Source organism: Rhodococcus sp. M8 (assembly GCF_015654185.1).
In the GTDB taxonomy this organism is placed as follows: Bacteria; Actinomycetota; Actinomycetes; order Mycobacteriales; family Mycobacteriaceae; genus Rhodococcus; species Rhodococcus aetherivorans.
In genome coordinates this window covers 3575319-3598837 of the sequence record NZ_CP064065.1, presented here as the reverse complement: position 1 = coordinate 3598837, position 23519 = coordinate 3575319, and the positions used below count along the sequence as shown (strand labels likewise).

The window sequence follows — 23519 nt, the reverse complement described above, 5'->3', positions numbered from 1 at the left end:
GGCTCTACTTCGTGGCGTTGTCGTAGATCACGGCGATCGAGCCGGTCTCGGCCTTGAACAACTGCTCGTCGACGGCCTTCCAGCCGCCCAGGTCCGCGATCGTCCACAGCTTCGCCGGCTGCGGGAAGTCGGCCGCGAACTCCTCCGCCACCGCGGGGTCGACGGGACGGAAGCCCGCCTCCGCCCACAGACGCTGCGCCTGCGGGGTGTAGAGGAAGTCCGCGAACGCCCGTGCCTTCTCGGCGTTCTTCGAATTCGTGAGCACTGCAGCCGGATTCTCGATCTTGAAGGTGGTGGGCGGGGTGACGTGCTCGACAGGGTCGCCGTTGCGCTCGATGAACAGCGCCTCGTTCTCGTAGCTGAGCAGCACGTCGCCGGAGCCCTGCAGGAACGCCTCGGTGGCCTCGCGACCGGACTTGGGCTGGATCTTGACGTGCTCGTTCACGAGTGTGGTGACGTAGTCCAGACCCGCCTGCGGGTTCGCGCCGCCGTCGCTCTTCGCCGCGTAGGGGGCGAGCAGGTTCCACTTGGCCGAGCCGGAACTGAACGGGTTGGGCGTGACGACCTCGAGGCCGGGCTGCAGCAGGTCGTCCCAGTCGGTGATGTTCTTGGGGTTGCCCTCGCGCACCACGATCGTCACCACCGAACCGAAGGGAATTCCGTTGTACGGACCGGAGTTCCAATCGGCCTCGACGAGCCCGGCGTCGACGAGACGGGTGATGTCCGGCTCGACGGAGAAGTTGACGAAGTCCGCCTCGGCGCCGTCCTTGACCTTCCGGGACTGATCGCCGGAGGCGCCGTAGGACTGCTGGAACTCGACGTCCGCACCCTCCTCGGTGGCCTGGAAGGCGGGGATCAGCTTGTCGAATCCGGGCTTCGGCACGGCGTACGCGTACAGGTTGATCGTGCCGCCGGAGCCGTCGCCGCTGCTCTCACCTCCGCCCACGGTGTCGCTGGATCCGCCGGAGCACGCGGTCAGCACGGTCGCGCCGAGGGCGGCGAGGGCGGTGACGAACAGACCCGAACGTCTCTTCATGAGGTGATGCCTTTCCTGCAGGAGTGTCTCTGTGCGAGACGGGGGAGGACCCGGGCACACCGGTTCGAGGAGACGCTCCGCAGGACGGACGAAGGTGGTGGAGACGTGGACCCGAACGAGTCGGGCCGACGAATGTCACGCCGGACGGGGCGACGCGACTCCTCGGCAACCGGGGGGCGGCAACGATGCCGCAAGGGTTGGTGACGGGAGTCAGCGACGACAGTCGACGTCGGCGACCGCGCGCACGCCGACAGCGATCAGCGCCAGTTCATGGCGGACGCGAGGCACGGCGGTAGCGGACACGCGGCAGACTCTAGCAGAGGCACTCGGCCTGTTCGGCGGTGTCGCCCGGAAGCGCGCGCAGTCCGGTGACGCGACCGCCGCCCCCGCCGCCCATCGCGTCCATCGCCTCGCCGAGGAGCAGGCAGCCGGCGAACACGACACCGCCGACGGTGAGAACCGTGGCGTACATCTTGTCGATCACGATCTGCCTCCCGGCGGGTTCCGCGGTGTCGCGAGTGGTCGTGCTCCAGCGTGACGCGGGATCGGCGCCCCGAACTGTCCGGATTCTGGACAGCGACCCGACCCGCGTCACGGCACTGTGCGCGCGCCGGGCGAGCCCTCGCCCCCCTCGGCCGCGGCGACCCCGAGCATCAGCCGCGTGATCTCTTCCCGGTCCGACGCGCCGGGCAGGCCCCAGCCGGGCTGGTAGCCGTACATTTCCGCGAGCGTGATCGCGCGGCGGTTGCCGTCCGCCACCTCGACGTCGGTCGGGGTGATCAGACCGGGATGCGCGACGCCGCACGCCTCGGCCAGCTTGAAGATGTCCCGGCGCAGCGCCCGGATGTAGTTGGCGGCGCGCACCGACTTCAGCTCGACGTCGAGGCCGCGCTCGAGCCACGGGTTCTGGGTGGCGACGCCCGTTGGACACCGGTCGGTGTGGCACTTCTGGGCCTGGATGCAGCCGATCGCGAGCATCGGCTCCCGCGCGATGTTGACCATGTCGCAGCCCAGGGCCATCGCCACCACCGCGTTGTCGGGCAGTCCGAGCTTGCCGCCGCCGATGAACGTCACGTCGTCGCTGAGGCCCGCCTCCGTGAACAGCTTGTAGACCCGCGCGAAGCCGCTGCGGAAGGGCAGCGAGACCGCGTCCGTGAACACGAGCGGCGCGGCGCCCGTGCCACCCTCGCCGCCGTCGATCGTCACGAAGTCGACGCCGCGGTCGGAGTTGCACATCGCGTCGACGAGGTTCTGCCAGAACACCATGTCGCCGACCGCCGACTTGATGCCGACCGGCAACCCGGTCTCGTGGGCGATCAGCTCGATCCAGTCGAGCATGCTGTCGACGTCGTGGAACGTGGTGTGCCGCGACGGGCTGACACAGTCGCGACCCTCCGGGATGCCGCGGATCTCGGCGATCTCGGGGGTCACCTTGGCTCCGGGCAGCAGGCCGCCGAGGCCGGGCTTGGCACCCTGGCTCAGTTTGATCTCGATCGCCCGCACCGGCGCCGACTCGACGACGGCCTTCAGCCGGGCCAGGTCGAACCGGCCCTCCTCGTCGCGGCAGCCGAAGTACGCGGTGCCGATCTGGAAGATCAGGTCTGCCCCGTTGCGGTGGTAGCGCGACAGCCCGCCCTCGCCGGTGTTGTGCAGGCACCCGCTGGCGGCGGCACCGCGGTTGAGCGCCGAGACGGCGGCTCCGCTCAGCGAGCCGAAGCTCATCGCCGAGATGTTGACGATCGACTGCGGCCGGAACGCCTTCGCCCGCCCGCGCGCCCCGCCGAGGATCTTCGCCGACGGGATCCGCAGCTCCTCCCCGGCGTGCGGCGCCGCCGACGGCGGGGTCTCGGAGAACGTGCGGTGCTTGATGATCGTGTAACCGTCGGTGTATTCGACGTCGTTGTCGGTGCCGAAACCGAAGGTGTTGTTCACGAGTTTCGACGACGCGTACACCCAGCGACGCTGATCGCGGGTGAAGGGGCGCTCCTCGTCGTTGCCGGTGGTGATGTACTGCCGCAACTCGGGACCGACCGCTTCGAGCAGGTAGCGGCCGTGCCCGACAACGGGGAAGTTGCGTAGCAGCGCGTGGCGCCGCTGCAGCAGGTCGTACGAGGCGACCGCGGCCATCGCCGCGGCGGGGATTCCGAGGGCTTTCGACCACTTCATGGGGCCACCGTACGACGCTGCCGCGATGCCCGCCGACCTTCGTGAACGCGGTTTCGGGAGCGGGCCGGGCGGGTAGGCAGTGCACCGACACGCGTGCGCGGGGAACCCGGGCGCGCGGACACGGTGTGGACGACCGCGGACACAGTGTGGACGACGAGGGGCCGGCGATGCGCAGACACGATCGGGACTACGACGAGCGCGACCTCGAGGTCGACGACGCCGAGGATCACGCCGCGGGCCCGACCGCGGTGGCGGTGTCGCTGAAGCGGTCCCTCGAACGGATGGGACCGATCCGGACGGCGCAGACGCTGTTGCGGCTGAACCAGGCCGAGGGCTTCGACTGCATGAGCTGTGCGTGGCCCGATCCGGACCCGGGACATCGATCGGTCGCCGAGTTCTGCGAGAACGGTGCGAAGGCGGTGGCGGAGGAGGCGACCCGGCGCCGTGCCACTCCCGAGTTCTTCGCCGCACACAGCATCGCCGATCTGGATTCGCACAGCGAGCACTGGCTCGGCCAGCAGGGCCGCATCACGCATCCGATGATCAAGCGGCCCGGCGCCACCCACTACGAGCCGATCGACTGGGACGAGGCGTTCGCCCTGATCGGTGCGGAGCTGAAGGCGCTCGACAGCCCCGACGAGGCGATCTTCTACACCTCCGGGCGTGCCTCGAACGAGGTGGCATTCGCCTACCAGCTGTTCGCCCGGGCCTTCGGCACGAACAACCTGCCCGACTGCTCCAACATGTGCCACGAGTCCACCAGCATCGCGCTGCAGGAGTCGATCGGCATCGGCAAGGCGAGCGTCACGCTCGACGACGTGTACCACGCGGAGCTCATCGTCCTGCAGGGCCAGAATCCGGGGACGAACCATCCGCGCATGCTGACCGCCCTCGAGAAGGCGAAACGCAACGGCGCCACGATCCTGTCGATCAACCCGCTGCGCGAGGCGGGCCTGGTCAACTTCCGCAATCCGCAGACCCCACGCGGAGTCGTCGGCCGCGGCACCGACCTGTCGGACCTGCACCTGCCGATCGCGCTGAACGGCGACCTCGCGCTGCTGCAGGCGTTCGGTTCGCTGCTCGTGGAATGGGACGCGCTCGACCACGAGTTCATCGAACGGCACACCCACGGTTTCGAGCAGTGGCGCCACCACGTCGCCGGCGTCGACTGGGACGTCGTCACCACCGCCACGGGGCTGTCGCGGGAGCAGATCACCGAGGCGGCGACGCTGCTGCGCGACTCGCGCGCGACGGTGTTCTGCTGGGCGATGGGCCTGACCCAGCACCGCAACGCGGTGGCCACCATCAAGGAGGTCACCAACCTGGCCCTCGCGCAGGGCAACATCGGCAAGCGGGGCGCGGGTCTGTTCCCCGTGCGCGGGCATTCGAACGTGCAGGGCGACCGCACCATGGGTATCTGGGAGCGGCCGCCGGCCCACTTCCTCGATGCGCTGCAACGGGAGTTCGGCTTCGATCCGCCGCGCGAGAACGGCTTCGACACCGTCGACTCCATCCGGGCCCTGCGCGACGGCCGGGCCCGCTTCTTCATGGGGCTCGGGGGCAACTTCGTGCAGGCCGCGCCGGACACCCACGTCACCGCGGCGGCGATGCGCAGGGCCCGGATGACGGTGCAGGTCTCCACCAAGATCAACCGGTCGCATCTCGTGTGCGGCGAGACGGCGCTGATTCTGCCGGCCAAGGGCCGCACCGAGCAGGACGTGCAGGCGTCGGGCCCGCAGTTCGTGACGGTCGAGGACTCCACGTGCTCGGTCCACGCGTCCCGCGGACCGTTGCCGCCGGCGAGCGCGCACCTGAAGTCCGAGGTCGAGATCGTCTCCCGGATCGCCGAGGCCACGCTGGGGGACCGGTACGGCCTCGACTGGAAGGCGATGCGCGACGACTACGGCGTCGTCCGCGGCCTGATCTCGCGGGTGGTGCCCGGGTGCGAGAGCTACGACGTGAACGTGCGGCGGCCGGGCGGCTTCGTCCTGCCGCATCCGCCGCGCGATTCGCGCTCCTTCCACACCGCCTCCGGGCGGGCCGAGTTCGCGGTCTCCCCGATCGACGTGCTGCAGGTGCCCGCGGGGCACGTGATCCTGCAGACCCTGCGGAGCCACGACCAGTTCAACACCACCGTCTACGGGCTGAGCGACCGGTACCGCGGCATCGAGGGCGGGCGGCGGGTGATCTTCCTGCACCGCGACGACATCGCCGCCCTCGGCTTCGACGAGGGCGACCTGGTCGACCTGTTCACCCGGTGGGACGGCGACGAGCGGGTCCGGTGCGCGCGGTCGTTCCGGATCGTCGAGTACGACACGCCGCGCGGCTCGGCGGCCGCCTACTATCCCGAGACCAACGAGCTGGTGCCGCTGGATTCGACTGCACGCCAGAGCAATTGCCCTACCTCGAAATCCGTCGTGGTGTCCCTGGCGCGCGCGGGCGAGCGCAGCGGCGAGTGCCCGGAGGGCTCGCACCAGGGCCGCCTCGGGTCGGACTGGTCGCACAAGACCTGCCCGGACCCCGAGTACCTGTCCTGAGACCCGCTCAGCCGGCCCCGGTGTGCCGGGCCGCGGTACGCGAGTGACCGGCGCGGAACGCCGCCGGTGACGCCCCGTAGCGACGGGTGAACGCCTGCCGCAGCGTCTCGGCCGTGCCGAAGCCGCAGCGCGCCGCGACCGCCGTGACCGGCAGCGACGTGGTGGTGAGCAGGACGGCGGCGGACTCGAGCCGAACCCGGCGGACGTAGCGGGCGGGTGTGTCGTGCAGGTGGTGCAGGAACATCCGGGTGAGGTGCCGTTCGCTCATCCCGGCGCGCGCGGCGAGCGCGGCGGCCGACAGATCGCCGTCGAGGTGGGTGGTGATGTGGTCGACGAGGCGCCGCATCCCGCGGTCCTTCGGTTCGGGGGCCGTGGTGAACATGCTCATCTGCGCCTGGTTACCCGGCCGCTGCAGGTAGGTGACGAGGGCCCGGGAGACCCGGCGGGCCATGTCGGGGCCGTGGTCCTCCTCGACGAACGCGAGGGCGAGGTCCAGGGCGCTGGTCACGCCGGCGGCGGTGGCGACGTGCCCGTCGCGCACGAAGATCGGCAACGGATCCACCTGCACCTGCGGATACCGCGCGGCGAGCCGATCGGCGAACGCCCAGTGGGTGGTGGCGCGACGGCCGTCGAGCAGACCGGCGGCCGCGAGGACGGAGGCGCCCGTGCACACGGACGCCACCCGGCGGCTGTCCCGCGCCAGGCGGCGCACGTGGCCGACGAACCGGGCGTCGTCGGCCATGTCGACGTGCCCGAAGCCACCGGAGACCACGAGGGTGTCGAGCGTTCCGACGAGCCGCTCGAGCCGTCGCTGTCCGGCCAGCACGAGCCCGGTGTCGCAGGTGATCGCGGCCCCGCCGGGGGTGGCCAGCTCGACCCGGTACGCCGGGACCGCGCCGAACCGGTTCGCCGCCGCGAACGTGGTCGTCACGCAGGCGATGTCGAGCAGCTCCGCCCGGTCATAGCCGACGACCACCACGAGTCGTTCGTCCACACCGTCGACCGTAACCGGGGCCGGGCCCGGACGCGACGTGTCCGGCGGACAGGGATCCCAAATTTCCGGACCTGTCCGGCGCCCGGGTCTCGCCCGGCCGCCCCCGGCCGCCGATCGTGGAGGCATCCCCCACCACTGCCCCCGGGAGACCTCATGGACACCACGACGGCCGTGAGCACGGCCCGCCCCGCATCGCGCCGCTCGGCCGGGCCGGCCATCCTGGCGCAGCGCTGGCCGACGGTGGCGGCTCTTGCGTTCGCTCTGATCGGCACGCCCGCCGAGGCGAGCGTCGAGATCCTCACCGAGATGATGATGCTGCTGCCGTTCCTGTATCTCGTCACGGCCGTGCTCGACCGCCCGCGTGCGGTATGGGTGGTGTTCCCGGCCTCCTACACGGCGTGGTTCGTGGTGCGGGCGCTGGACGTCGTCGTGCCGTCGACGGTGCTGATCGGCGCCGCGGCGGCGGTCGTGGTCGTCGTGGGCGCGGTGCGCGGCCGGCTGCGCGACCGCCGTTTCCTCGTCCAGGCGGCCGGCATGATCGCCTTCGGGGCGCTCGGCCTGGTCGCGCTCGCCGTCGATCCGGACGTCGCCCGGTACATCGTCGCGGCCGGATGGTTCCTGCACGGCGTGTGGGATCTCGTCCACCATCGGCTCCGCGTCACCGTGGACCGTTCCTTCGCCGAGTTCTGCGCCGTCCTCGACATCGCGGTCGCCGTCGCGCTCGTCCTCGTGTGAGACACCGGTACTGAGGCCACTGTGCTGTTGGCCGACCCCGCCGCCATGGATGCGTACCTGCGGCGGGTGCAGGCCGAGATCGACAAGGTTCGCACCGATGCCGGCGCCGAGCTCGCCCCAGCTGCGGGAGCGGCTCGAACACCTTCGGTTGGACCGTGGACGGGCGTCCGTCCTGGGACGGAACGCTCAGCTGCGCCTGCGAACGAAGCTCCTTCCGCTGGGTCCGGAGAAACCTGCGTGCCCGTGTCGTCTCCACCGGACGGATGATGCGACCACTCTTCGTTGATGGCTGAGTGGCTCCTGATGTCCGGTCGTGCCTGCACACGATCAGGCCGATCGTATGGGCGTCGGCTTGTGAGAATCGTGGGGACGATCCCGCTCTGGTGCAGAACCAGCGCGTTCCGGTCTTGACGAACGAGAAACTCCACTTTGCAATTCGCGCCTGCACTGCTCAGCTCACGGCCATGATCATTGCTCAGTGTCCGGAGGCCTACAGTCCGATCGCGGCGCCGGCGGCCCAGGGCGGGCGTTCTGAGCCCGGGATGCACTGCCGATGGTCGGTGTCGATCTTCCACCGATTTCGGGACGATCGACGCTACCGGCGCCGGATGTCCCAACGGGCGGTGCACCCCGCCAGAAATGGCCCTCGTTCTCGACGCGCTCAGGTGCCTCGCACGCCCGCCCCGAGAGGCACGCCACTCCCTCTCCGATGACCGAGACTATGTCAACTTGCGGTCATGACACCAACTCCTTCAGTGGATTCAATGATCCGGACCCAGCGCGACCTACAAACGCTCGTTTGTCAAACGCAATGTAGATCATGCCCCGCCTCGGTGCAAGACGATCTCTAGTCGACGTCCGAGTTCTGCCGGCAGGAAGGGGGCACACGACTTTGGTTCTTGCACAATGTCATCGCATCTCCGTCTGTCCGCGTGCGGCGGGTAGAGAGCGCTCCGCCGACCGTGGGACCGCTATGACTACACACCCGCCGGTCTTGTGATCACAGATGCACCGCCCCGCTCGGTGTGAGGGTTGACACAACCGCTTCAAGCTCTAATACTTACGAGCGTACGTACGTTTAACCCCGAAGGGAACTGCGAACAGGGCGATCAGCTGGCACTTTTGGTACGAGAGCCGTCGCGCCAGCCGCACCAGCTGGCGCGGTGCCCGGCGGTGAAGGGAACCCCCAAGGTTCTCCGAATACGTCCGTCTCGTCCCGCCAACGGCACACGAAGTCATGTAGCTCGTTGATACGCACCAAGCACGGAGTCAACTGGTCCCGCTGCCGGCAAACCGCCGACTGTGCTGGACAGAGCTTGCGCGCGGCTCGTCAACTGACGCCTGCAGGAAAGATCCTCATCCCCCATAAAGGAGTTCTCAAGCATGCTGTTCGACACAATCAAGCTGGGCTCGATCGAGCTGCCGAACCGGGTTGTCATGGCACCGATGACGCGCGTCCGCGCATCCGAGACCGGAATGCCGTCCGATAGTGCCGCGCTCTACTACGCTCAGCGCGCATCCGCTGGGTTGATAGTCAGCGAAGGCATCTCCCCGTCCAAGCAGGGGCAGTCCGAGCCGAACATCCCCGGCCTCTACAACGACGAGCAGGAAGCCGCCTGGCGCCCGATCACCCAGGCGGTCCACGACGCGGGCGGACGGATCTTCGCTCAGCTCATGCACGGTGGCCGGGTCGGCCATCCGGAGATCAGCGGAATGCAGCCGCTGGGGGCTTCACCGATCGCGGCACAGGGCACGATCTTCAACTCAGGCGGCCGGCTCGCATTCGTGACGCCGGTCGAGATGACCGTCGAGCAGATTCAGGAGCAGATCGCGGTCTTCGTCGATGCGGCCGAGCGTGCTGTTGCCGCGGGCTTTGACGGCGTGGAGATCCACGGCGCCAACGGCTACTTGATCCAGCAGTTCCTCTCGGACAACAGCAATCAGCGCACCGACCAGTACGGTGGATCGAACGAGAACCGAGCCCGGTTCGCGGTCGAGGTCGCGACAGCGGTCAGCAAGGCGATCGGCGCAGACCGGGTCGGTATCCGGTTCTCGCCCGGTGGAAAGTTCCACGACATGAACGAGAGCGATCCCGCCGGCCTGTACACGACCCTGCTCGAGGCCCTCAATCCTCTCGGACTGGCGTACCTGCACATTCTTGAGACGGCGTCGGAGGAGATCAACGACAAACTGCGGGAGCTGTGGACCGGACCGCTGATCGTCAATCCCGCTCAGGTCGGTAGCTCGACGTTCGTCGACAAGACGGATGCCGATCGGTGGCTCGCACGGGGCGCCGATCTGATCGCTTTCGGCCGGTACTTCATCTCCAACCCCGACCTCGTGCGTCGCCTCCGAGACAATCTCGAGCTCGCCGAGCCTGATCTCGACACCTTCTACTCGGGCGGCGACAAGGGCTACATCGACTACCCGGAGTGGTCGCCGACGGCCGTCGGGTAATGAAAGGAATCAGGGTGGTGGCCGGTCCGAATCGAGTCGGACCGGCCACCACGTCGTTGCCGGACCAGCTTGCCTGGTCGGTGGCCGGGTACTCACAGGGGTCCGGTATCGGCAAGAGACGTTGCGTCGCAACGGCTTTCGTCAGTTCCTCGAGCGTTTCCGACCACGGTAACGCCGTCGTGCCGGCAGCAGCGGCCAATCCCCCGGGTACCGCGCATCCAGGTCATGCTCACCATCGCGTTCGACGAGTGGCACGCCGTCTGTGAAGGAGTGCACCACTGCGGACGCCGGACGCAGCGCCATTCGCGTCTTGCCCACACCCTGAAACCGGTGAACGTGACCAGTGGGTAGGTGCCGAGGAGTCGCGTGGCCTCGGCTAGTTCGGCACGCCGACCGACGAAGCCGGTCAACCCGAGCGCGAGGCCGGATGCTCGTTCCGGAGGGGTAAGCGAGATGGGAGCGCTTCCTTCACCGAGGAGGTGAGTCGACAACTGTCAGCCACCAGCTTAAACTTACAAGTGTTTGTTTGCGGGTGCGGAGGTCTGTCGCTGAGGGCAAGGATGACGCGCATTGAGATCGTTCGTACATCGGTGTCGTCCGGCAAACACCGTCGAGAACCGGCCCCTGGGAATGAGTGGATGATGATGCAGACCGATTGGGTCGGGCACTTGCCGTGCTCCGTTCCCGGCACATCACCGACCGCGAAGCCCGCTGCGAGCAACATCGATGCTGGAGCATCCTCGGGGCCCCCGGTGGCGCCGGCGTGAGGACGCACCGCGCCGAGGGAGTGACCGAAAGCGACTGGGTCCGTGGCGAACCGTTGACCGGCCGCGAGCACGAGGTACTCGGTATGATGGCGGCCGGTGCCTCGAACGCCGCAATCGGCCGCGACCTGTTCATCTCGGCGAATACGGTGCGGTTTCACGTGAGCAATATCCTTCGCAAGCTGGCGGTGACCAACCGAACCGCTGCGGTCGCGAAGATGAAGGAAGGCGCCGTCAGATGGTAGGTCGTGTCGAAGGTTCCGGGTTCTCGGGAACCACCTTCCGAGGCGGCCGCCCTTCACCTCAGGCATGGGCGCCGTGCCTACGCGCCGGTTCGCTCGCCTCGCGGTGAGCGCCGCGGGGGCGCGGGGCCGCCTATCGGCAGCATTCGATTCATCTCAGGGGCTCGGGAGAGAGTCGAACCGGCTGCGCACGCGGCGCAAATCGACCGAAGAGTCCTGCTGAGAAAGTGGTCAGCGCGCCTCGGTCGGAGCGTCGACGCGGACGTAACCCTCGAGCGTGCAGTCGTCGACATCAGGAAGGTACTCACTAAAGTTCTCGCCGAAGTAGATACCCGCCTTGCCGGTCAGGACGTATCCGCCGGTCTCGGCCTCTCCGTGGTGGTGCGGCAGGGACCGGTAGCCCGGACCGTTGAAAACCTTCCCGAACCGGATCTTGGTCGCCGGCGCGTGCTGCACGCTGACCCCGGAGACGCGCACGGCGCCGCCGGACTGACCTGCGCTTCTTCGCCCCCTCGCCCCTACGGGTGACTACCGGCTTGTCGTGCGCGGCCGTACTCGCCCCCTTTCGCGTCACTGATTGTGTGCTTTCCTTGCCTTCGTAAGCATCACGTCGCCCCGCGCAAGGGGTCGCGTATCACCGGCAGACGAGCGCCTGCGGCGCGACCACGACACCCGTCCACGAAGGACGTCGACGTGCCCGCGCTGATGGCGACGTCAGCGCAGCGGTTCGGGACGGCGCCGGATCATGAAGCTGCTGCGGAAGGTCATGACGGACTCGCCGCGCTGATTGAGAGCACTGTAGGCGAGGGTCCAGATTCCCTGGTCCGGCTTCTTCGTCGGCCGCGCAGCGACCAGTTCGGCTTCCGGATGCAGGGTGTCACCGATGATCACCGGACGTGCCGCTCGAACCTCGTCGAGCCCGAGCCAGGCAACGACGTTGTTGAAGTACCCCGTCTGGGTGGTCAGTCCGAGTGCGAGCGAGAGGGTGAACGGTCCATGCGCGATCCGTTGCCCGAACTGGGTGCCGGCGGCGTACTCCTCGTCGAGGTGCAGCGAAACAATGTCGCAGGTCAGGCCCGCCCACTGCACCAAATGCGCATCGGTGACGGTCATGCCGGGGCCCCGGAGAACATCGCCCAGTGCGAGATCTTCCCACCAGCGATCGGGCTGGCCGATCACGCGGGCCGTGGTGCTGATGTCGTTGGCTGTCATCGAAGCTCCTCATAGCGCCGGCACTGCCGGCCGTGTTAACGTACGAGCGATTGTTCGTTTTACAGTACGGGTCAGCCCGTCCGCCGGTCAATCATTTGGCCAACCTTGCACCCCGATCTCTTGGATGGGACGAGATGACGCACACCACGTCCTCGCTGCGGTCCGCGCACCGGCCTCTCCGGTGGCCGGTGGTGTCACCGCATCCCTGGTCACGACCGGTCTGCAACGCCTCGGCGCACCGTGCCACCACCCCCTGTGTCATCCCTGCACCAGTGGTGCCCTATCGAGTGAGGAAGTAATGCGACCCCTACGTTCTCTGTTGTTCGTGCCGGCCCATCGCGAGGGTTGGGCGCAGAAGGCGGTGCGCGCGGGTGCCGACGCCGTGATCCTCGATCTCGAGGATTCGGTTCCCGAGCCGAGCAAGGCCGACGCCCGCGCGATCGCGGCCGACACCATCGACACCCTGCGACGCGAGCATCCCGAGGTGACGGTGCTGGTGCGCCCGAACCCCCTCGATACGGACCATTTCGGCAAAGACCTGCAGGCCGTCGTCCGGGCTGGGCTCGGCGGCCTCCTGCTGCCGAAGATCTACGGCCCGCGAGAGGTCCTCGATTTCGCGGCCCTGCTCGACCACTTCGAGATCGAGGCCGCGCTCGACCGCGGCAGCGTGGAGGTGATCCCCACCCTCGAGACCGCGAAGTCGCTGGTGAACTGCGAGGTGATCGCCGCCGCGCATCCGCGGGTCGCGTCGTTGATGGTGGCCGCCGCCCGCGATGCCGACGTTTCGCGCGAGGTCGGTTTCGAGTGGACAGCCGAGGGTCTCGAGACCCTGCATTACCGCAGTAAGGCGGTGCTCGCCTGCCGCGCCGCCGGTTTGGCCCATCCCATAGTGGGTCTGTGGCAGGAGATTTCCGATCTGGACGGTTTGCGCCGATTCGCCGAGGGCAACCGTCGGCTGGGCTTTACCGGTCAGGTTCTCATTCACCCCTCACACATCCACACGGTCAACGACGTCTACGCACCGGACCCGAAGGTCGTCGACCGCTTCCGGCGCATGATCGAGGCCTTCGAACTGGCTCAGGCAAAGGGCCAGGCCGCCGCTCTGTTCGAGGGTGAACACGTCGATATCGCGCACGTCAAGACTGCCCGCGGCGTGGTCGCCCTCGCCGAATCCATCAATACGCAGTAACCGCAACAACCTCGTAAGGAACCGACAATGAGTGGACTGTACTTCGAAGAGCTCGAGCCGGGGCTCGTCCTCAAGCACGCGGTAACCCGCACCGTCACCGAGACCGACAATCTGCTGTTCACGACCCTCACCTTGAACGTCCAGCCCCTGCATCTCGACGCGGAATTCGCCAAGAACAGCATGTACGGCGAACGCATCGTCAACAGCGTCTTCACCCTCGGCGTCGTGGTCGGCATCCCGGTGCAGGAGACCACCCTCGGAACCACCCTGGGCAATCTCGGGTTCGAGGAGATCGCCTTTCCGGCGCCGGTGCTGATCGGTGACACCCTGCGGATCGAGACCGAGATCCTGTCTCGACGTGAGTCGAAGTCGCGCCCGGACACCGGCATCGTGCGGTTCGAACACCGTGGCTTCAACCAGAACGACAAGTTGGTTTGCCGCGTGCAGCGGTCCGGCCTGATGCTCAAGAAGCCCGCCGAGGTCGCTGTCTCATGAGGCTGGCCACGCTGCGCCTGAACGGATCATCGACCGCCGCCGCACGGATCGAGGGCGAGCGCGCGGTGCTGATCGAGCCCCATCCCAGCCTCTCGGATCTGTTACGGGATCCTCACTGGCAGCGCATCGCCACCGAGGCCGCCGGACAGGTGGTTGAGCTCGGTGCCGTGGAGTACGCCCCTGTGGTGACGCACCCGACGAAGATTGTGTGCGTGGGGCTGAACTACGCGAACCACATCGCGGAGATGGGGCGCGAACTCCCCCGCTATCCGACGTTGTTTGCCAAGTTCCCCGAAGCACTCATCGGCGCCTACGACGACATCCACGTCCCGGCCGAAGCCGATCAGCAGGTCGACTGGGAAGGAGAGCTCGCCGTCGTCATCGGCAAGAAGGCGAGAGCGGTGCAGGCCGCCGACGCCGGCGAGTACATCGCCGGCTTCGCCGTCGCCAACGATGTCACCATGCGCGATTATCAATATCGGACACAACAGTGGTTGCAGGGCAAGACCTTCGAAGGTACGTGTCCGCTCGGCCCGACGCTGGTGACCCCGGACGAGTTTTCGCTCGGTGCCCCATTGAACACTCTCGTCGACGGGGCCACTGTCCAGTCGGACTCGACCGGCGACCTGGTGTTCACCCCCACCCGGTTGATCGAGTACATCTCCCACATCGTCACCTTGCAGGCCGGGGACGTGATCTTGACCGGAACTCCCGGCGGGGTCGGCCACCCGACGGGAACACATCTGTCCGACGGCCAGATACTCACCACGGAGATCACCGGCCTGGGCATGCTGCGTAACACCGTGTGCGTAGCTGCTCCGATCGCGGTCGGCTGACACCCACACCGAGCTCCCACAATCGAATACGACACAGCCAGCCCTCCCAGTCCTTCCCGGACCGGGAGGGCTGGTGGGCGTCGGTCCGCGAGCTTCCGACGAGCTCCGCGGTCTGAATCACCTCGACGGTTCCCGCCCGGTCGTTCTCTCGCAGTACCGACCACCACAGCAACAGGCGCAACAGCGGTTTCGCCACCGAAACAACAGGTCTCGCGCATCGACGATGAGAGGGACGTCAGCGGCGCCGTCCTGCAGGCATGTGATGGCCGCGAGAATCCCATATCGCCCCAGGTCGCGGCATGCCGCAGATCACCCGTTGACGGATGCTGTGCTCTACGCCACAATACAAACAAACGAGCAAACGTTCGTCAGTGTCTGGCATCGAGAAGGAACATCCAATGAAAGCTCTGTCTTGTCGTCGCGCAGCCTTTGCCGGAGTTGTCTTCAGCGCAGCCCTGAGTGTCGCGGCGTGTACGGCCAGCGCCCCGGCCGAATCGAGCGGCAACTCCGGCGGTTCGACGAGCGACGGCGGCCAGGCCCTGCCGGTCGAGCAGCTGTGCGGCGATCGTCCGCTGAAGATCGCACATGTCGCCGGTTTCGGCGCCAACTCCTGGCGCAAGATCACGCAGGCCGAACTCACCGACGAGCTTTCCGCCTGCCCGAACGTCACCCTCGAGTACACCCAGGCCGACAACGACCTGCAGAAGTACATCACCGCGATCAACTCGTACACCGCACAGGGATTCGATGCGATCGTCACCTACGACGACTTCGGCAGTCAGGCACTCAGCGCCCTGAAGAACGCCCACGACTCCGGTGTGGTCGTCGTGCCCTACATCGCCGATCCCGGCGGGGAGGTCGGTGTCGACTACGACGGATACGTCCAGTACGACTTCGACGTCGAGGGCGACACGATGGCCAAGTGGCTGGCCGGCCAGGTCCAGCCGGGCGCCAAGCTGCTCTTCAGCGGTGGCCTGCCGGGTGGCAGCCCGTCGACCGTGGCGCTGTGGGACGGAATCCTGGAGACCTCGAAGGAACTCGGTGATCCGTTCACTTCGCTGACCAGCGAGCCGCAACCGTCGAGCTGGGACGCCGCGTACGAGCAGCGCGCGATGGCGGGGGCGCTGACCAAGTACCCGGAAATCGACGCTCTGGCATCGGATTACGGCGTTGCGTCGAAGGGCGGTCTGCGGGCGTTCATCAACGCCGGTCGCCCCATTCCGCCGCTGGCGACGTCGGCGACCGACAACGAACTCGGGTGCATGTGGTTGCAGCACCACCAGGCCAACCCGGACTTCCACTTGCTCACCCTCGACGGCACCACCACCGTCGTGCGCATCGCCGCCCGCAAGGCGCTGGCCGCACTGAGCGGCCAGCCCGACAACGAGCGGGAGAACTTCGAACTGCCGACGTTCATCGATACCCGCAACGGCAAGCTCCCGACCTGCCGCGAGGACCTGCCACCGGACGCCGACCTGTCCTCGGCGCTCTCGCCCGAGCAGCTTTCGGCCGTCTTCGAGTAGCGGCTGGGCGCGAGGGATGAGGAGTGGTCAACAGTGACTCAGCAAGACATCGTCGAGGATGTGATGTACGTGAGTGACCTACAGGTGCAGAATGATCCGGTCCAGGAGAGCACCGATCAGGACATCGTCCTGCGACTGGACGCAGTCGACAAGAAGTACCCGGGCGTCCACGCCATCAAGGGTGTCTCGCTCACCGTCCGGCGCGGCGAGATCCATGCGCTGGTTGGCCAGAACGGGGCGGGCAAGTCCACGCTCGTCGGCATTGCGGCCGGTTCGATCACCGCCGACTCGGGGACAGTGGAGATCGGTGGTGTCACCGCCACCGACCCGTCCCCGGACTGGTGTCGGGAGCAGGGACTGGCCATCGTCTACCAGGAACCGGCGCTTTTGCCGGATCTGACGGTGGCGGAGAACATGCGCCTGAGCATGCCCGAGGACCGCCGCCCTTCGGTCGGCGAGCAGGTCGGCTGGGCGGAAGGCATCCTCTCGCGGTGGAGCAGCGTGGCCGCGATCGATCCGCGCACCCCGGTCCGCGAACTGCCGCCCGATGCGCGGTTCGTCGTCGAAATTGCGAAGGCACTGGCGGAAGAGCCCAAGGTCATCGTCCTCGACGAACCCACCGAGCATCTGCTGCCGCCCGCGGTCGCCGAACTGTTCCGCCTGATTTCGGAGTTGATCGACGCCGGCGGCGCGGTCGTGTACATCTCGCACCGACTCAACGAGGTCAAGCAGATCGCCCACACCGTGTCGGTACTGCGCGACGGCGCACTGGTCGGGACGTTCGACGGCGCCGAAGTCACCGAGCAGGACGTGGTCAACCTCGTCGTCGGCCGCGAGCTCACCCGCGCGCACACCCGGGCCGAGACCCGCACGACCGCGCTCGGCGACACCTTGCTGAAGGTCACCGGATTTACCGGTGACGGGTTCGACGATCTGGACCTGACGGTCCGTGCCGGCGAGATCGTCGGGTTCGCCGGTGTCGAGGGGCAGGGGCAACGCGAGGTCCTGCGTGCGCTCGGCGGCCTGGTCACCGGGCACGGCACCATCGAGCTCGGCGGCCGCACGATCAAGACGTCGAGTCCGACCGCGGCGCTGGCCGGGGGGATCGCCTATCTGCCCCACGACCGGCACAACGAGGGCATTCTGCCGGGCCTGAGCCTACGGGAGAACGCCTCGCTGTCCTCTCTGCGGCGGTTGTCGCACCTCGGCGTGCTCTCACGGGTGCGCGAGCGCAAGGCCACATCGGAAACGTTCGCGTCGATGCGGGTCAAGGCGCCCTCCCCCGAGGTCGACATCACCACCCTCTCGGGCGGAAACCAGCAGAAGGTCGTACTCAGCCGCGTGCTGATGACCGAGTCGAAGCTGATTCTGGCCGACGAGCCCACCCAGGGCGTCGATATCGGCGCCCGGGAGGAGATCTACACCATCCTGCGTGAGGCGGCAGCCCGCGGCGCGGCGATCATCGTGCTCTCCTCCTCTGCTGCCGAACTCGAGCAGCTCTGCGATCGGGTCATCGTTTTCTCCCGCGGCAAGGCCGCGAAGGAACTCGTCGACGACGAGTTGTCCGAGCACGGCATCGCCCAGGCCGCACTGAGCGCCACCGGCAGCCGCAGTCGCGTCGGCGCGGCCCTGCAGAAAATCACTCTCGGCCGGAAGCTCGCCCGCAACGACCTCACTCCCGCCGCGATCCTCGCGCTCGCGACCATCCTGCTCGCCGGGGTGGCGATCACCCAGAGCGAGTTCTACCTCACCTCCCGCAACTTCGGGCTGATCTTGCCGCTGCTGGCCACCTTGGCATTCTTTGCGATGGCCCAGCAGGTGGTGATGATGGTCGGAGGCATCGACCTGTCGGTCGGGCCCCTGGCAGGGTTGCTCGTCGTGGTCGGCTCGTTCGTGCTGTCGGCGTACAAGACGCCGATCGGGATGATCATCGGGCTGATCGTGCTCGCGCTCGTGGCCGCGGTCGTCGGTCTGGTCAACTGGACCTTGGCAGCGGTGGTGAAGATCAATCCCCTGATCGCCACCCTGGTGACCTACACCGCGATCCAAGGCATCGCGTACCTGCTGCGACCACTGCCCGCCGGCAAGATCGACCCCGTCTTCCTGTCGTACGCGTCCACCACGCTCGGATTCATCCCGATCATGATGGTCTTGGCAATCATCGTCGCGGTGCTTCTCGAGTTCGCGATGTACCGGAGTCTGTTCGGTGTCCGCCTGCGCGCCACCGGATCCGCGCATGCCACCGCCGATCGGATCGGTGTGCGCACCATGAGGATCACTCTCATCGCGTACGTGGGCTGTTCGGTGTTGGTCGTCCCGGCAGCGGTGCTGCTGATGGCGCAGGCCGGGACCGGCAATGCCAGCATCGGGGACAGTTACACCCTTGCCAGCATCGGTGCCGCGGTGCTCGGCGGTGCCTCGATCTTCGGTGGGCGCGGCTCGTTCATCGGTGCTTGCCTCGGCGCGGTGCTGGTCATCCAGATCAACACGGTGGTGCAGTTCATCGGCTTGCCGCTGTATTGGCAGCAGTGGCTGCTCGGCGGTCTGACCATCGCCGCGGCCGCCTTCTATTCGAAGTCCCGAACCCTCGCAGAGCGGAGCTGACGGCGTGAGCGCACTGCACGCACAACAAGCACTCCCGGACACCGAACCGACGGGCGCCGGTCGGCGTCGCTGGACGCCGACCTGGAACGGCACCACCTCGGTCATCGCGATCACCGTGGCCCTGTTCGGCTTCAGCTGGCTCATCGCACCCGGCAGCGTCTCCGGCAGCGCGATCGACTCGCTGCTGCCCTTCGCCGGGATCCTGGCGATCGCCGCGATCGGACAGACCATCGTGGTCATGCTCAAGGGCATCGACCTGTCGCTGCCCGGCATGATGACCATGGCCGCCCTGGTCAGCAGCCAATACGCTCAGGACCACGGCAGCATTCTCACCGCCCTGCTCATCGTCGCCGCCATCGCCGTCGTCGTCGGGCTGGTCAACGGCATCGTCGTCTCGGCGTTCTCGGTGACCCCGCTGGTGGCCACCCTGGCAGTCAATGCCATCTTGATGGGCGCCGCCCTGGCCTACTCCGGAGGCACACCCACCCGTGCCCCCCAGAGCGTGTCCGACTTTGCTCTGGAAAAGACGATCGGTATCTCCAACACGGTGTGGCTGGCCATCGCGCTGATGCTCGTGACCGTTTTCGCCACCGGCCGCACCGCGTGGGGACGCCGGGTGGTTGCCGTCGGCTCGAACGAGCGCACCGCCCACGCGGCGGGGGTGCGTACCGCACGGATCAAGATCAGCGGTTATGTCGCCGCAGCGCTGTGTTACAGCGGTGCGGGGGTCCTGCTGGCCGGATATGTGAGCACACCGAACACCAATGCTGGCACCAGCTACCTCCTGCCGGCCATCGCAGCGGTCGTCGTCGGCGGTACCGCCCTGACCGGTGGCCGCGGCAACATCATCGGCACGGCCGTCGGGGCACTGTTCCTGAGCCAGCTCACCCAGCTGGTGCTCTCCCTCGGCGCACCGTCCTCCACCCAGTTCCTCGTCCAGGCCGTGGTCATCGCCGTCGCGGTGGGAGCACAGCAATTGGACCTGCGCCACATCCTCCACCGTCTGATTCCCGGAAAGGATCTTTCATGACGAACATCGGTCAGCGACTGATAGGCAAGGTGGCGTTCGTGACCGGCGCCGCCCGCGGTCAAGGCCGGTCGCACGCCCTGACTCTCGCCGGTGAGGGCGCCGACCTCATTCTGCTCGACTCGGTGCGCCCGATCGACCAGGTGAGCTACGCGATGCCGGACCACGCGGATCTGAAAGAGACCGCCCGCCTGGTCGAAGAGCGGGGCCGCAAGGCGGTCGTGATCGAAGCCGACGTCCGCGACGAGTCGATGATCGACTCGGTCGCCGCTGCCGCCACCGAGCTGGGACGACTCGACATCGTCGTCGCCAACGCCGGCGTTCTCGGTGCCGCCAAACCCTCCTGGGAACTCACCCGCGCCGAATGGGACACCCTCATCGACATCAACCTCACCGGTGTCTGGCAGACGATGAAGGCGGCGTTGCCGCACATCATCGCCGGTGGCCGGGGCGGGTCGATCATCGCGATCAGTTCCATCGCCGGCATTCGCGGTGTTCCGCACGTAGCGCACTACAGCGCCGCCAAACATGCCCTCGTCGGACTGGTCGGCTCGGTAGCGAACGAGGTTGCTCCGCACAATATCCGCGTCAACACGGTGCATCCGACCAACGTCCGTACCGACATGATCGACAACCCGACGGCGGCGAAGATCTTCCGACCGGACCTCGAGAATCCGACTCTCGACGACGGTGTCGAGGTCCTCGGTCGCATCAATCTGCTCCCGGTGCCGTGGGTGGACTCCGCCGACATCTCCGAGGCCGTCCTGTGGCTGGCCTGCGACGAGTCCCGGTACGTGACCGGCACGGCGCTGCCCGTCGATGCCGGAATGCTCGCAAAGTACCCCGGCTGACGATCCGCATTCCCCCTCGACAAGACCCCAACAGAGAAGGAAGATCAATGACAGTCAACGATGGGCCGGTCCGCACGATCGCACTGATCGGACGCAAGCCGGGTATGTCGTTCGCCCAGTTCGACGAGTACTGGCGGGAAAAGCACGCTCCCCTCGCCGCCCAGGTGCCCGGCGTGATCCGCTACGTGCAGCGGCACGTCGTTCCCCAGGAAGGTGCCACCGAACCCGACAACGGATTCGGGATCGACGGCCTGGCCGTTCTCGATTACGAGAGCGCGGAGGCGATGGAGGCAGGATGGGCGTCCGAGGCCGGTCAGGCGGCCCTGGCGGATGTCGAGAACTTCATCGGCAAGCACTACGTGGTGGTCCTCAAGGATCACGTCGTCGTCGGCGACGCCTGAATTCGTCGGCGTCCTTACACGCAGACACGTCAGTTAGGAGCCCGTCATGGATGTGGGCGTAGTTTACTTCTTCACCGATCAAGGTCCGGACCCCATCGAGTTCGGGCAGGCCGCGGAGGGTTACGGATTCGAGTCCCTGTTCGTGCCCGAACACACACATTTCCCGGCGTCCCGGAAAACCGACTACCCGATTTCCTATGGCGGGCCCGAGCTACCCGGGTTCTACCTGCGCACATATGACCAGATCGTCACGCTGTCGATGATCGCCGCGCACACGCGGACAATCATGCTCGGTACCGGCGTCTGCCTGCTCGCCCAGCACGATCCGATCGCCAAGGCCAAGCAGATCGCCACCCTCGACCACCTCTCCGGCGGCCGCGTCATCTGCGGTGTCGGAATGGGATGGAACGTCGAGGAGGCCGAGGCCCACGGCGTCGTCTGGAAGCACCGCTATTCGACCGTGCGCGACAAGCTCAAGGTCATGCAGGCGTTGTGGACCCAGGAGGAGGCGAGTTACGACGGGCAGCGCGCGTCCCTCGCCCCCTCGTGGGCGTGGCCCAAGCCGGCGCAACCGAGCGGCCCCCGCATCTATCTCGGTGGTGCCGGACCCACGACGATGCGGCATGCGGCCGAGTGGGCCGATGCCTGGTATGTCGTCCCCCCCGCCGACGATCCCACGCTGACCAAGAGCGTGTCCGAGTTCCGCAGGCTCGTCGAGAAAACTGGACGCGATCCCGATTCGGTGGGTATCGCGGTGGCGTCGGCGCCCCCGGACCCGGCCGTACTCGACAGCTATCGGGAACTCGGCATCGAGCGGGCGGTGTTGTGGGTCGATCCCGCCGACGATCCGGGCGAGGGCATGCGCAACCTCGAAACCGTCTCCAAGGTTCTTGCGCAGATCTCCTAACTACCTGCGTGCCCAGAAATCAACTTTTACAGGAGGACTCGTAGTCATGAACACAACTACCGTGGATGTGATCGTCAGCGAGCTCGCGGAGCGATTGACACGTCTCGAGGATGTCCGCGCAATCGAACAGCTCAAGTACCGCTACGCCGGATTCTGCGACAACAGCTACGACCCGGAAGGCATCGCCGGGCTGTTCGTCGAGGACGGCCGGTGGGTCGTGGACGGCGAGGGCGGTTCCATGACCGGCCACGAGGAGATCAAGGCTCACTTCAGGGCCTTGTCCGGCAAGATCACCTGGGCTCAGCACTACATGATCGCCCCCCGCGTCGAACTGAGCGAGGACGGCCGAAGCGCAACGGGGTACTTCTACCTGCTGTGCCTGTGCACCATCGAGAACAGCCAGGACCCGACCCAGAAAGATGCGGTCATCCTGACGATCAACTACACCGACCAGTTCGTCAAGCGCGACGGCGCCTGGTACTTCCAGGAGCTGCGCGGTCGCACCCACCAAGTGTCGAACTGGGACCAGGGTTGGGTCAAGCAGCCCTTCCGCGACTGACGGCCGTATCTGTTCGACGACCCCGGCCTCGCCCGAGCGAGGCCGGGGTCGTCCGTACGGGCCTACGGGCACCTCCGTCGCCCCGCACCTGTGGCGCATCCGGTCCGTGACGGATGTGGCGCAACGTCCCTTCATCAGAACACTCCTGTCGACCCTTCAACGGCGGCTCCACGTTGTCGGCCACGATCATGACCGATCGCGTGGTCGGCGGTGCGTGTGTCTTCGGTAGTTATTATCGTGCGGCCGAGACTAATCCGATTGCTGATAGCGGCGACCGACGGCGACGCTCAGGTCGCGCGACACAAGCCCCTGCGGCGCGAGAAGCGCGAACGCGAACGCCAGAAGGCGCCTCCACGGGCGGAAACCTCTGCGCACACGATGGTTCGTGCGACTCTTGCGTTCATCGCAGGTGGGGCGCTGTCGGATGCACCAGTTCCAAGCATGGCTTGTCGGGTTCACCCGGCAGACGTTGTTCGACTACGCGTACCAGAATATGCGGGTGAACACGATCGCGCCCGATTCGGTGGAAACCGTCCTGTTCCAGTACATCTCGTACAACGAGGATTTGCTGATCGTCGAGGCGCTGCGTAGTGCCCCGGCCGGCCGGCACGCGCCGCCCGGGGAGCTGGCGAATGTCGCGCTGTTCCCGGTCGGCGACGAGGCGAGCTTCGTGCAGGGCGCGGTCTACGTCGCGGATGGTGGCTGGGCGATCCGCTGACTTTCCTCACATCGACGGAAAACGGGCCGGACCGGATCGCGGTCCGAGCCCGTTTCGTCCGTGTTCGTCCCGTCATCCGGAAGCCACCTCGGGTGTGGTCGAGCACGACCCACAGAGTTCGCGGGAGAGCTCGCCGGTTCCGGGATGGCGCTGCTGTGGTGTGAGCGGTCCGGAATCGGAGAGCGTTCGGGAGCCGCCCCGCAAGGATGGCGCGTCGGCGGGTAGGCGGGTTTGCGGTCTCGCGGGTCGGCGGCCAGGGGTGGAGG

General features: G+C 67.1%; 22 protein-coding genes. 15 read left to right on the top strand and 7 right to left on the bottom strand.

Annotation, left to right across the window (positions count from 1 at the left end):
- Positions 1–4: 4 nt before the first annotated feature.
- From ISO16_RS16295 to ISO16_RS16285, 4 genes are all read right to left on the bottom strand, one after another.
- Positions 5–1036 carry a sulfate ABC transporter substrate-binding protein gene (locus tag ISO16_RS16295; protein WP_006943619.1) on the bottom strand — a complete coding sequence of 344 codons (1032 nt, stop codon included), beginning with the start codon at positions 1034–1036 and terminating at the stop codon, positions 5–7.
- A 210-nt stretch (positions 1037–1246) separates the two neighbouring features.
- Positions 1247–1339, bottom strand: a complete 93-nt coding sequence (locus ISO16_RS29010; protein WP_312026504.1) for an Ms4533A family Cys-rich leader peptide — start codon at positions 1337–1339, stop codon at positions 1247–1249.
- Between the two features lie 10 nt (positions 1340–1349).
- Positions 1350–1520: a hypothetical protein gene (locus ISO16_RS16290; RefSeq protein WP_006943616.1), complete on the bottom strand. Its 171-nt coding sequence runs from the start codon at positions 1518–1520 to the stop codon at positions 1350–1352.
- A gap of 107 nt (positions 1521–1627) precedes the next feature.
- Complete coding sequence (locus ISO16_RS16285) at positions 1628–3202, bottom strand: FMN-binding glutamate synthase family protein (RefSeq protein WP_139310925.1); 1575 nt, start codon at positions 3200–3202, stop codon at positions 1628–1630.
- 167 nt (positions 3203–3369) lie between these two features.
- Between ISO16_RS16285 and ISO16_RS16280 the strand changes: the two genes are divergently transcribed.
- Positions 3370–5739: an FdhF/YdeP family oxidoreductase gene (locus ISO16_RS16280; RefSeq protein ID WP_072636672.1), complete on the top strand. Its 2370-nt coding sequence runs from the start codon at positions 3370–3372 to the stop codon at positions 5737–5739.
- Between the two features lie 7 nt (positions 5740–5746).
- On the opposite strand, the gene ISO16_RS16275 is transcribed toward ISO16_RS16280, so the two are convergent.
- Positions 5747–6733 (bottom strand): GlxA family transcriptional regulator, encoded by a 987-nt coding sequence (locus ISO16_RS16275; RefSeq protein WP_170914000.1) that lies wholly within the window; start codon positions 6731–6733, stop codon positions 5747–5749.
- Positions 6734–6886: 153 nt separating this feature from the next.
- On the opposite strand from ISO16_RS16275, the gene ISO16_RS16270 reads away from it, so the two are divergent.
- From ISO16_RS16270 to ISO16_RS28730, 3 genes are all read left to right on the top strand, one after another.
- Positions 6887–7468, top strand: a complete 582-nt coding sequence (locus ISO16_RS16270) for a hypothetical protein (RefSeq protein WP_072636652.1) — start codon at positions 6887–6889, stop codon at positions 7466–7468.
- A gap of 1383 nt (positions 7469–8851) precedes the next feature.
- Positions 8852–9925: an alkene reductase gene (locus ISO16_RS16265; protein ID WP_072636650.1), complete on the top strand. Its 1074-nt coding sequence runs from the start codon at positions 8852–8854 to the stop codon at positions 9923–9925.
- A 787-nt stretch (positions 9926–10712) separates the two neighbouring features.
- A complete protein-coding gene (locus tag ISO16_RS28730; RefSeq protein WP_276207661.1) occupies positions 10713–10934 on the top strand; it encodes a helix-turn-helix domain-containing protein in 222 nt (73 codons plus the stop codon).
- Between the two features lie 228 nt (positions 10935–11162).
- Here the strand turns inward: ISO16_RS28730 and ISO16_RS16255 are convergent, their stop codons facing one another.
- Together ISO16_RS16255 and ISO16_RS16250 are read right to left on the bottom strand one after the other, a co-directional pair.
- Positions 11163–11408 (bottom strand): hypothetical protein, encoded by a 246-nt coding sequence (locus ISO16_RS16255; protein ID WP_326839317.1) that lies wholly within the window; start codon positions 11406–11408, stop codon positions 11163–11165.
- 237 nt (positions 11409–11645) lie between these two features.
- Complete coding sequence (locus tag ISO16_RS16250) at positions 11646–12143, bottom strand: MaoC/PaaZ C-terminal domain-containing protein (protein WP_072636648.1); 498 nt, start codon at positions 12141–12143, stop codon at positions 11646–11648.
- Positions 12144–12441: 298 nt separating this feature from the next.
- On the opposite strand from ISO16_RS16250, the gene ISO16_RS16245 reads away from it, so the two are divergent.
- The 11 genes from ISO16_RS16245 to ISO16_RS28725 all read left to right on the top strand — a co-directional run bounded on the left by ISO16_RS16245 (position 12442) and on the right by ISO16_RS28725 (position 23253).
- Entirely contained in the window at positions 12442–13332 is an 891-nt protein-coding gene (locus tag ISO16_RS16245) for an HpcH/HpaI aldolase/citrate lyase family protein (RefSeq protein ID WP_072636647.1), read from the top strand.
- A 27-nt stretch (positions 13333–13359) separates the two neighbouring features.
- A complete protein-coding gene (locus tag ISO16_RS16240; protein WP_072636646.1) occupies positions 13360–13827 on the top strand; it encodes a MaoC family dehydratase in 468 nt (155 codons plus the stop codon).
- On the top strand, positions 13824–14663 hold the full coding sequence (locus ISO16_RS16235) for a fumarylacetoacetate hydrolase family protein (RefSeq protein WP_072636645.1): 840 nt from the start codon (positions 13824–13826) through the stop codon (positions 14661–14663). Before ISO16_RS16240 ends, ISO16_RS16235 begins: the two co-directional genes overlap by 4 nt.
- Positions 14664–15061: 398 nt before the next feature.
- Positions 15062–16186, top strand: coding sequence for a substrate-binding domain-containing protein (locus ISO16_RS16230; protein WP_072636644.1), 1125 nt, complete (start codon positions 15062–15064; stop codon positions 16184–16186).
- A 63-nt stretch (positions 16187–16249) separates the two neighbouring features.
- Entirely contained in the window at positions 16250–18790 is a 2541-nt protein-coding gene (locus ISO16_RS16225) for an ATP-binding cassette domain-containing protein (RefSeq protein ID WP_072636670.1), read from the top strand.
- A gap of 4 nt (positions 18791–18794) precedes the next feature.
- Positions 18795–19820 (top strand): ABC transporter permease, encoded by a 1026-nt coding sequence (locus ISO16_RS16220; RefSeq protein ID WP_072636643.1) that lies wholly within the window; start codon positions 18795–18797, stop codon positions 19818–19820.
- Positions 19817–20668 carry a mycofactocin-coupled SDR family oxidoreductase gene (locus tag ISO16_RS16215; RefSeq protein ID WP_072636642.1) on the top strand — a complete coding sequence of 284 codons (852 nt, stop codon included), beginning with the start codon at positions 19817–19819 and terminating at the stop codon, positions 20666–20668. The genes ISO16_RS16220 and ISO16_RS16215 overlap by 4 nt, the downstream gene beginning before the upstream one ends.
- Before the next feature lie 47 nt (positions 20669–20715).
- Positions 20716–21069 (top strand): EthD family reductase, encoded by a 354-nt coding sequence (locus tag ISO16_RS16210; protein WP_072636641.1) that lies wholly within the window; start codon positions 20716–20718, stop codon positions 21067–21069.
- A gap of 46 nt (positions 21070–21115) precedes the next feature.
- Positions 21116–21976, top strand: coding sequence for an LLM class F420-dependent oxidoreductase (locus tag ISO16_RS16205; RefSeq protein ID WP_072636640.1), 861 nt, complete (start codon positions 21116–21118; stop codon positions 21974–21976).
- Positions 21977–22022: 46 nt separating this feature from the next.
- The gene (locus ISO16_RS16200; RefSeq protein ID WP_170913999.1) at positions 22023–22535 is read left to right on the top strand and encodes a nuclear transport factor 2 family protein; all 513 of its coding nucleotides are present in this window, start codon (positions 22023–22025) and stop codon (positions 22533–22535) included.
- A gap of 424 nt (positions 22536–22959) precedes the next feature.
- A complete protein-coding gene (locus tag ISO16_RS28725; protein ID WP_230304368.1) occupies positions 22960–23253 on the top strand; it encodes an SDR family oxidoreductase in 294 nt (97 codons plus the stop codon).
- Positions 23254–23519 lie beyond the last annotated feature (266 nt).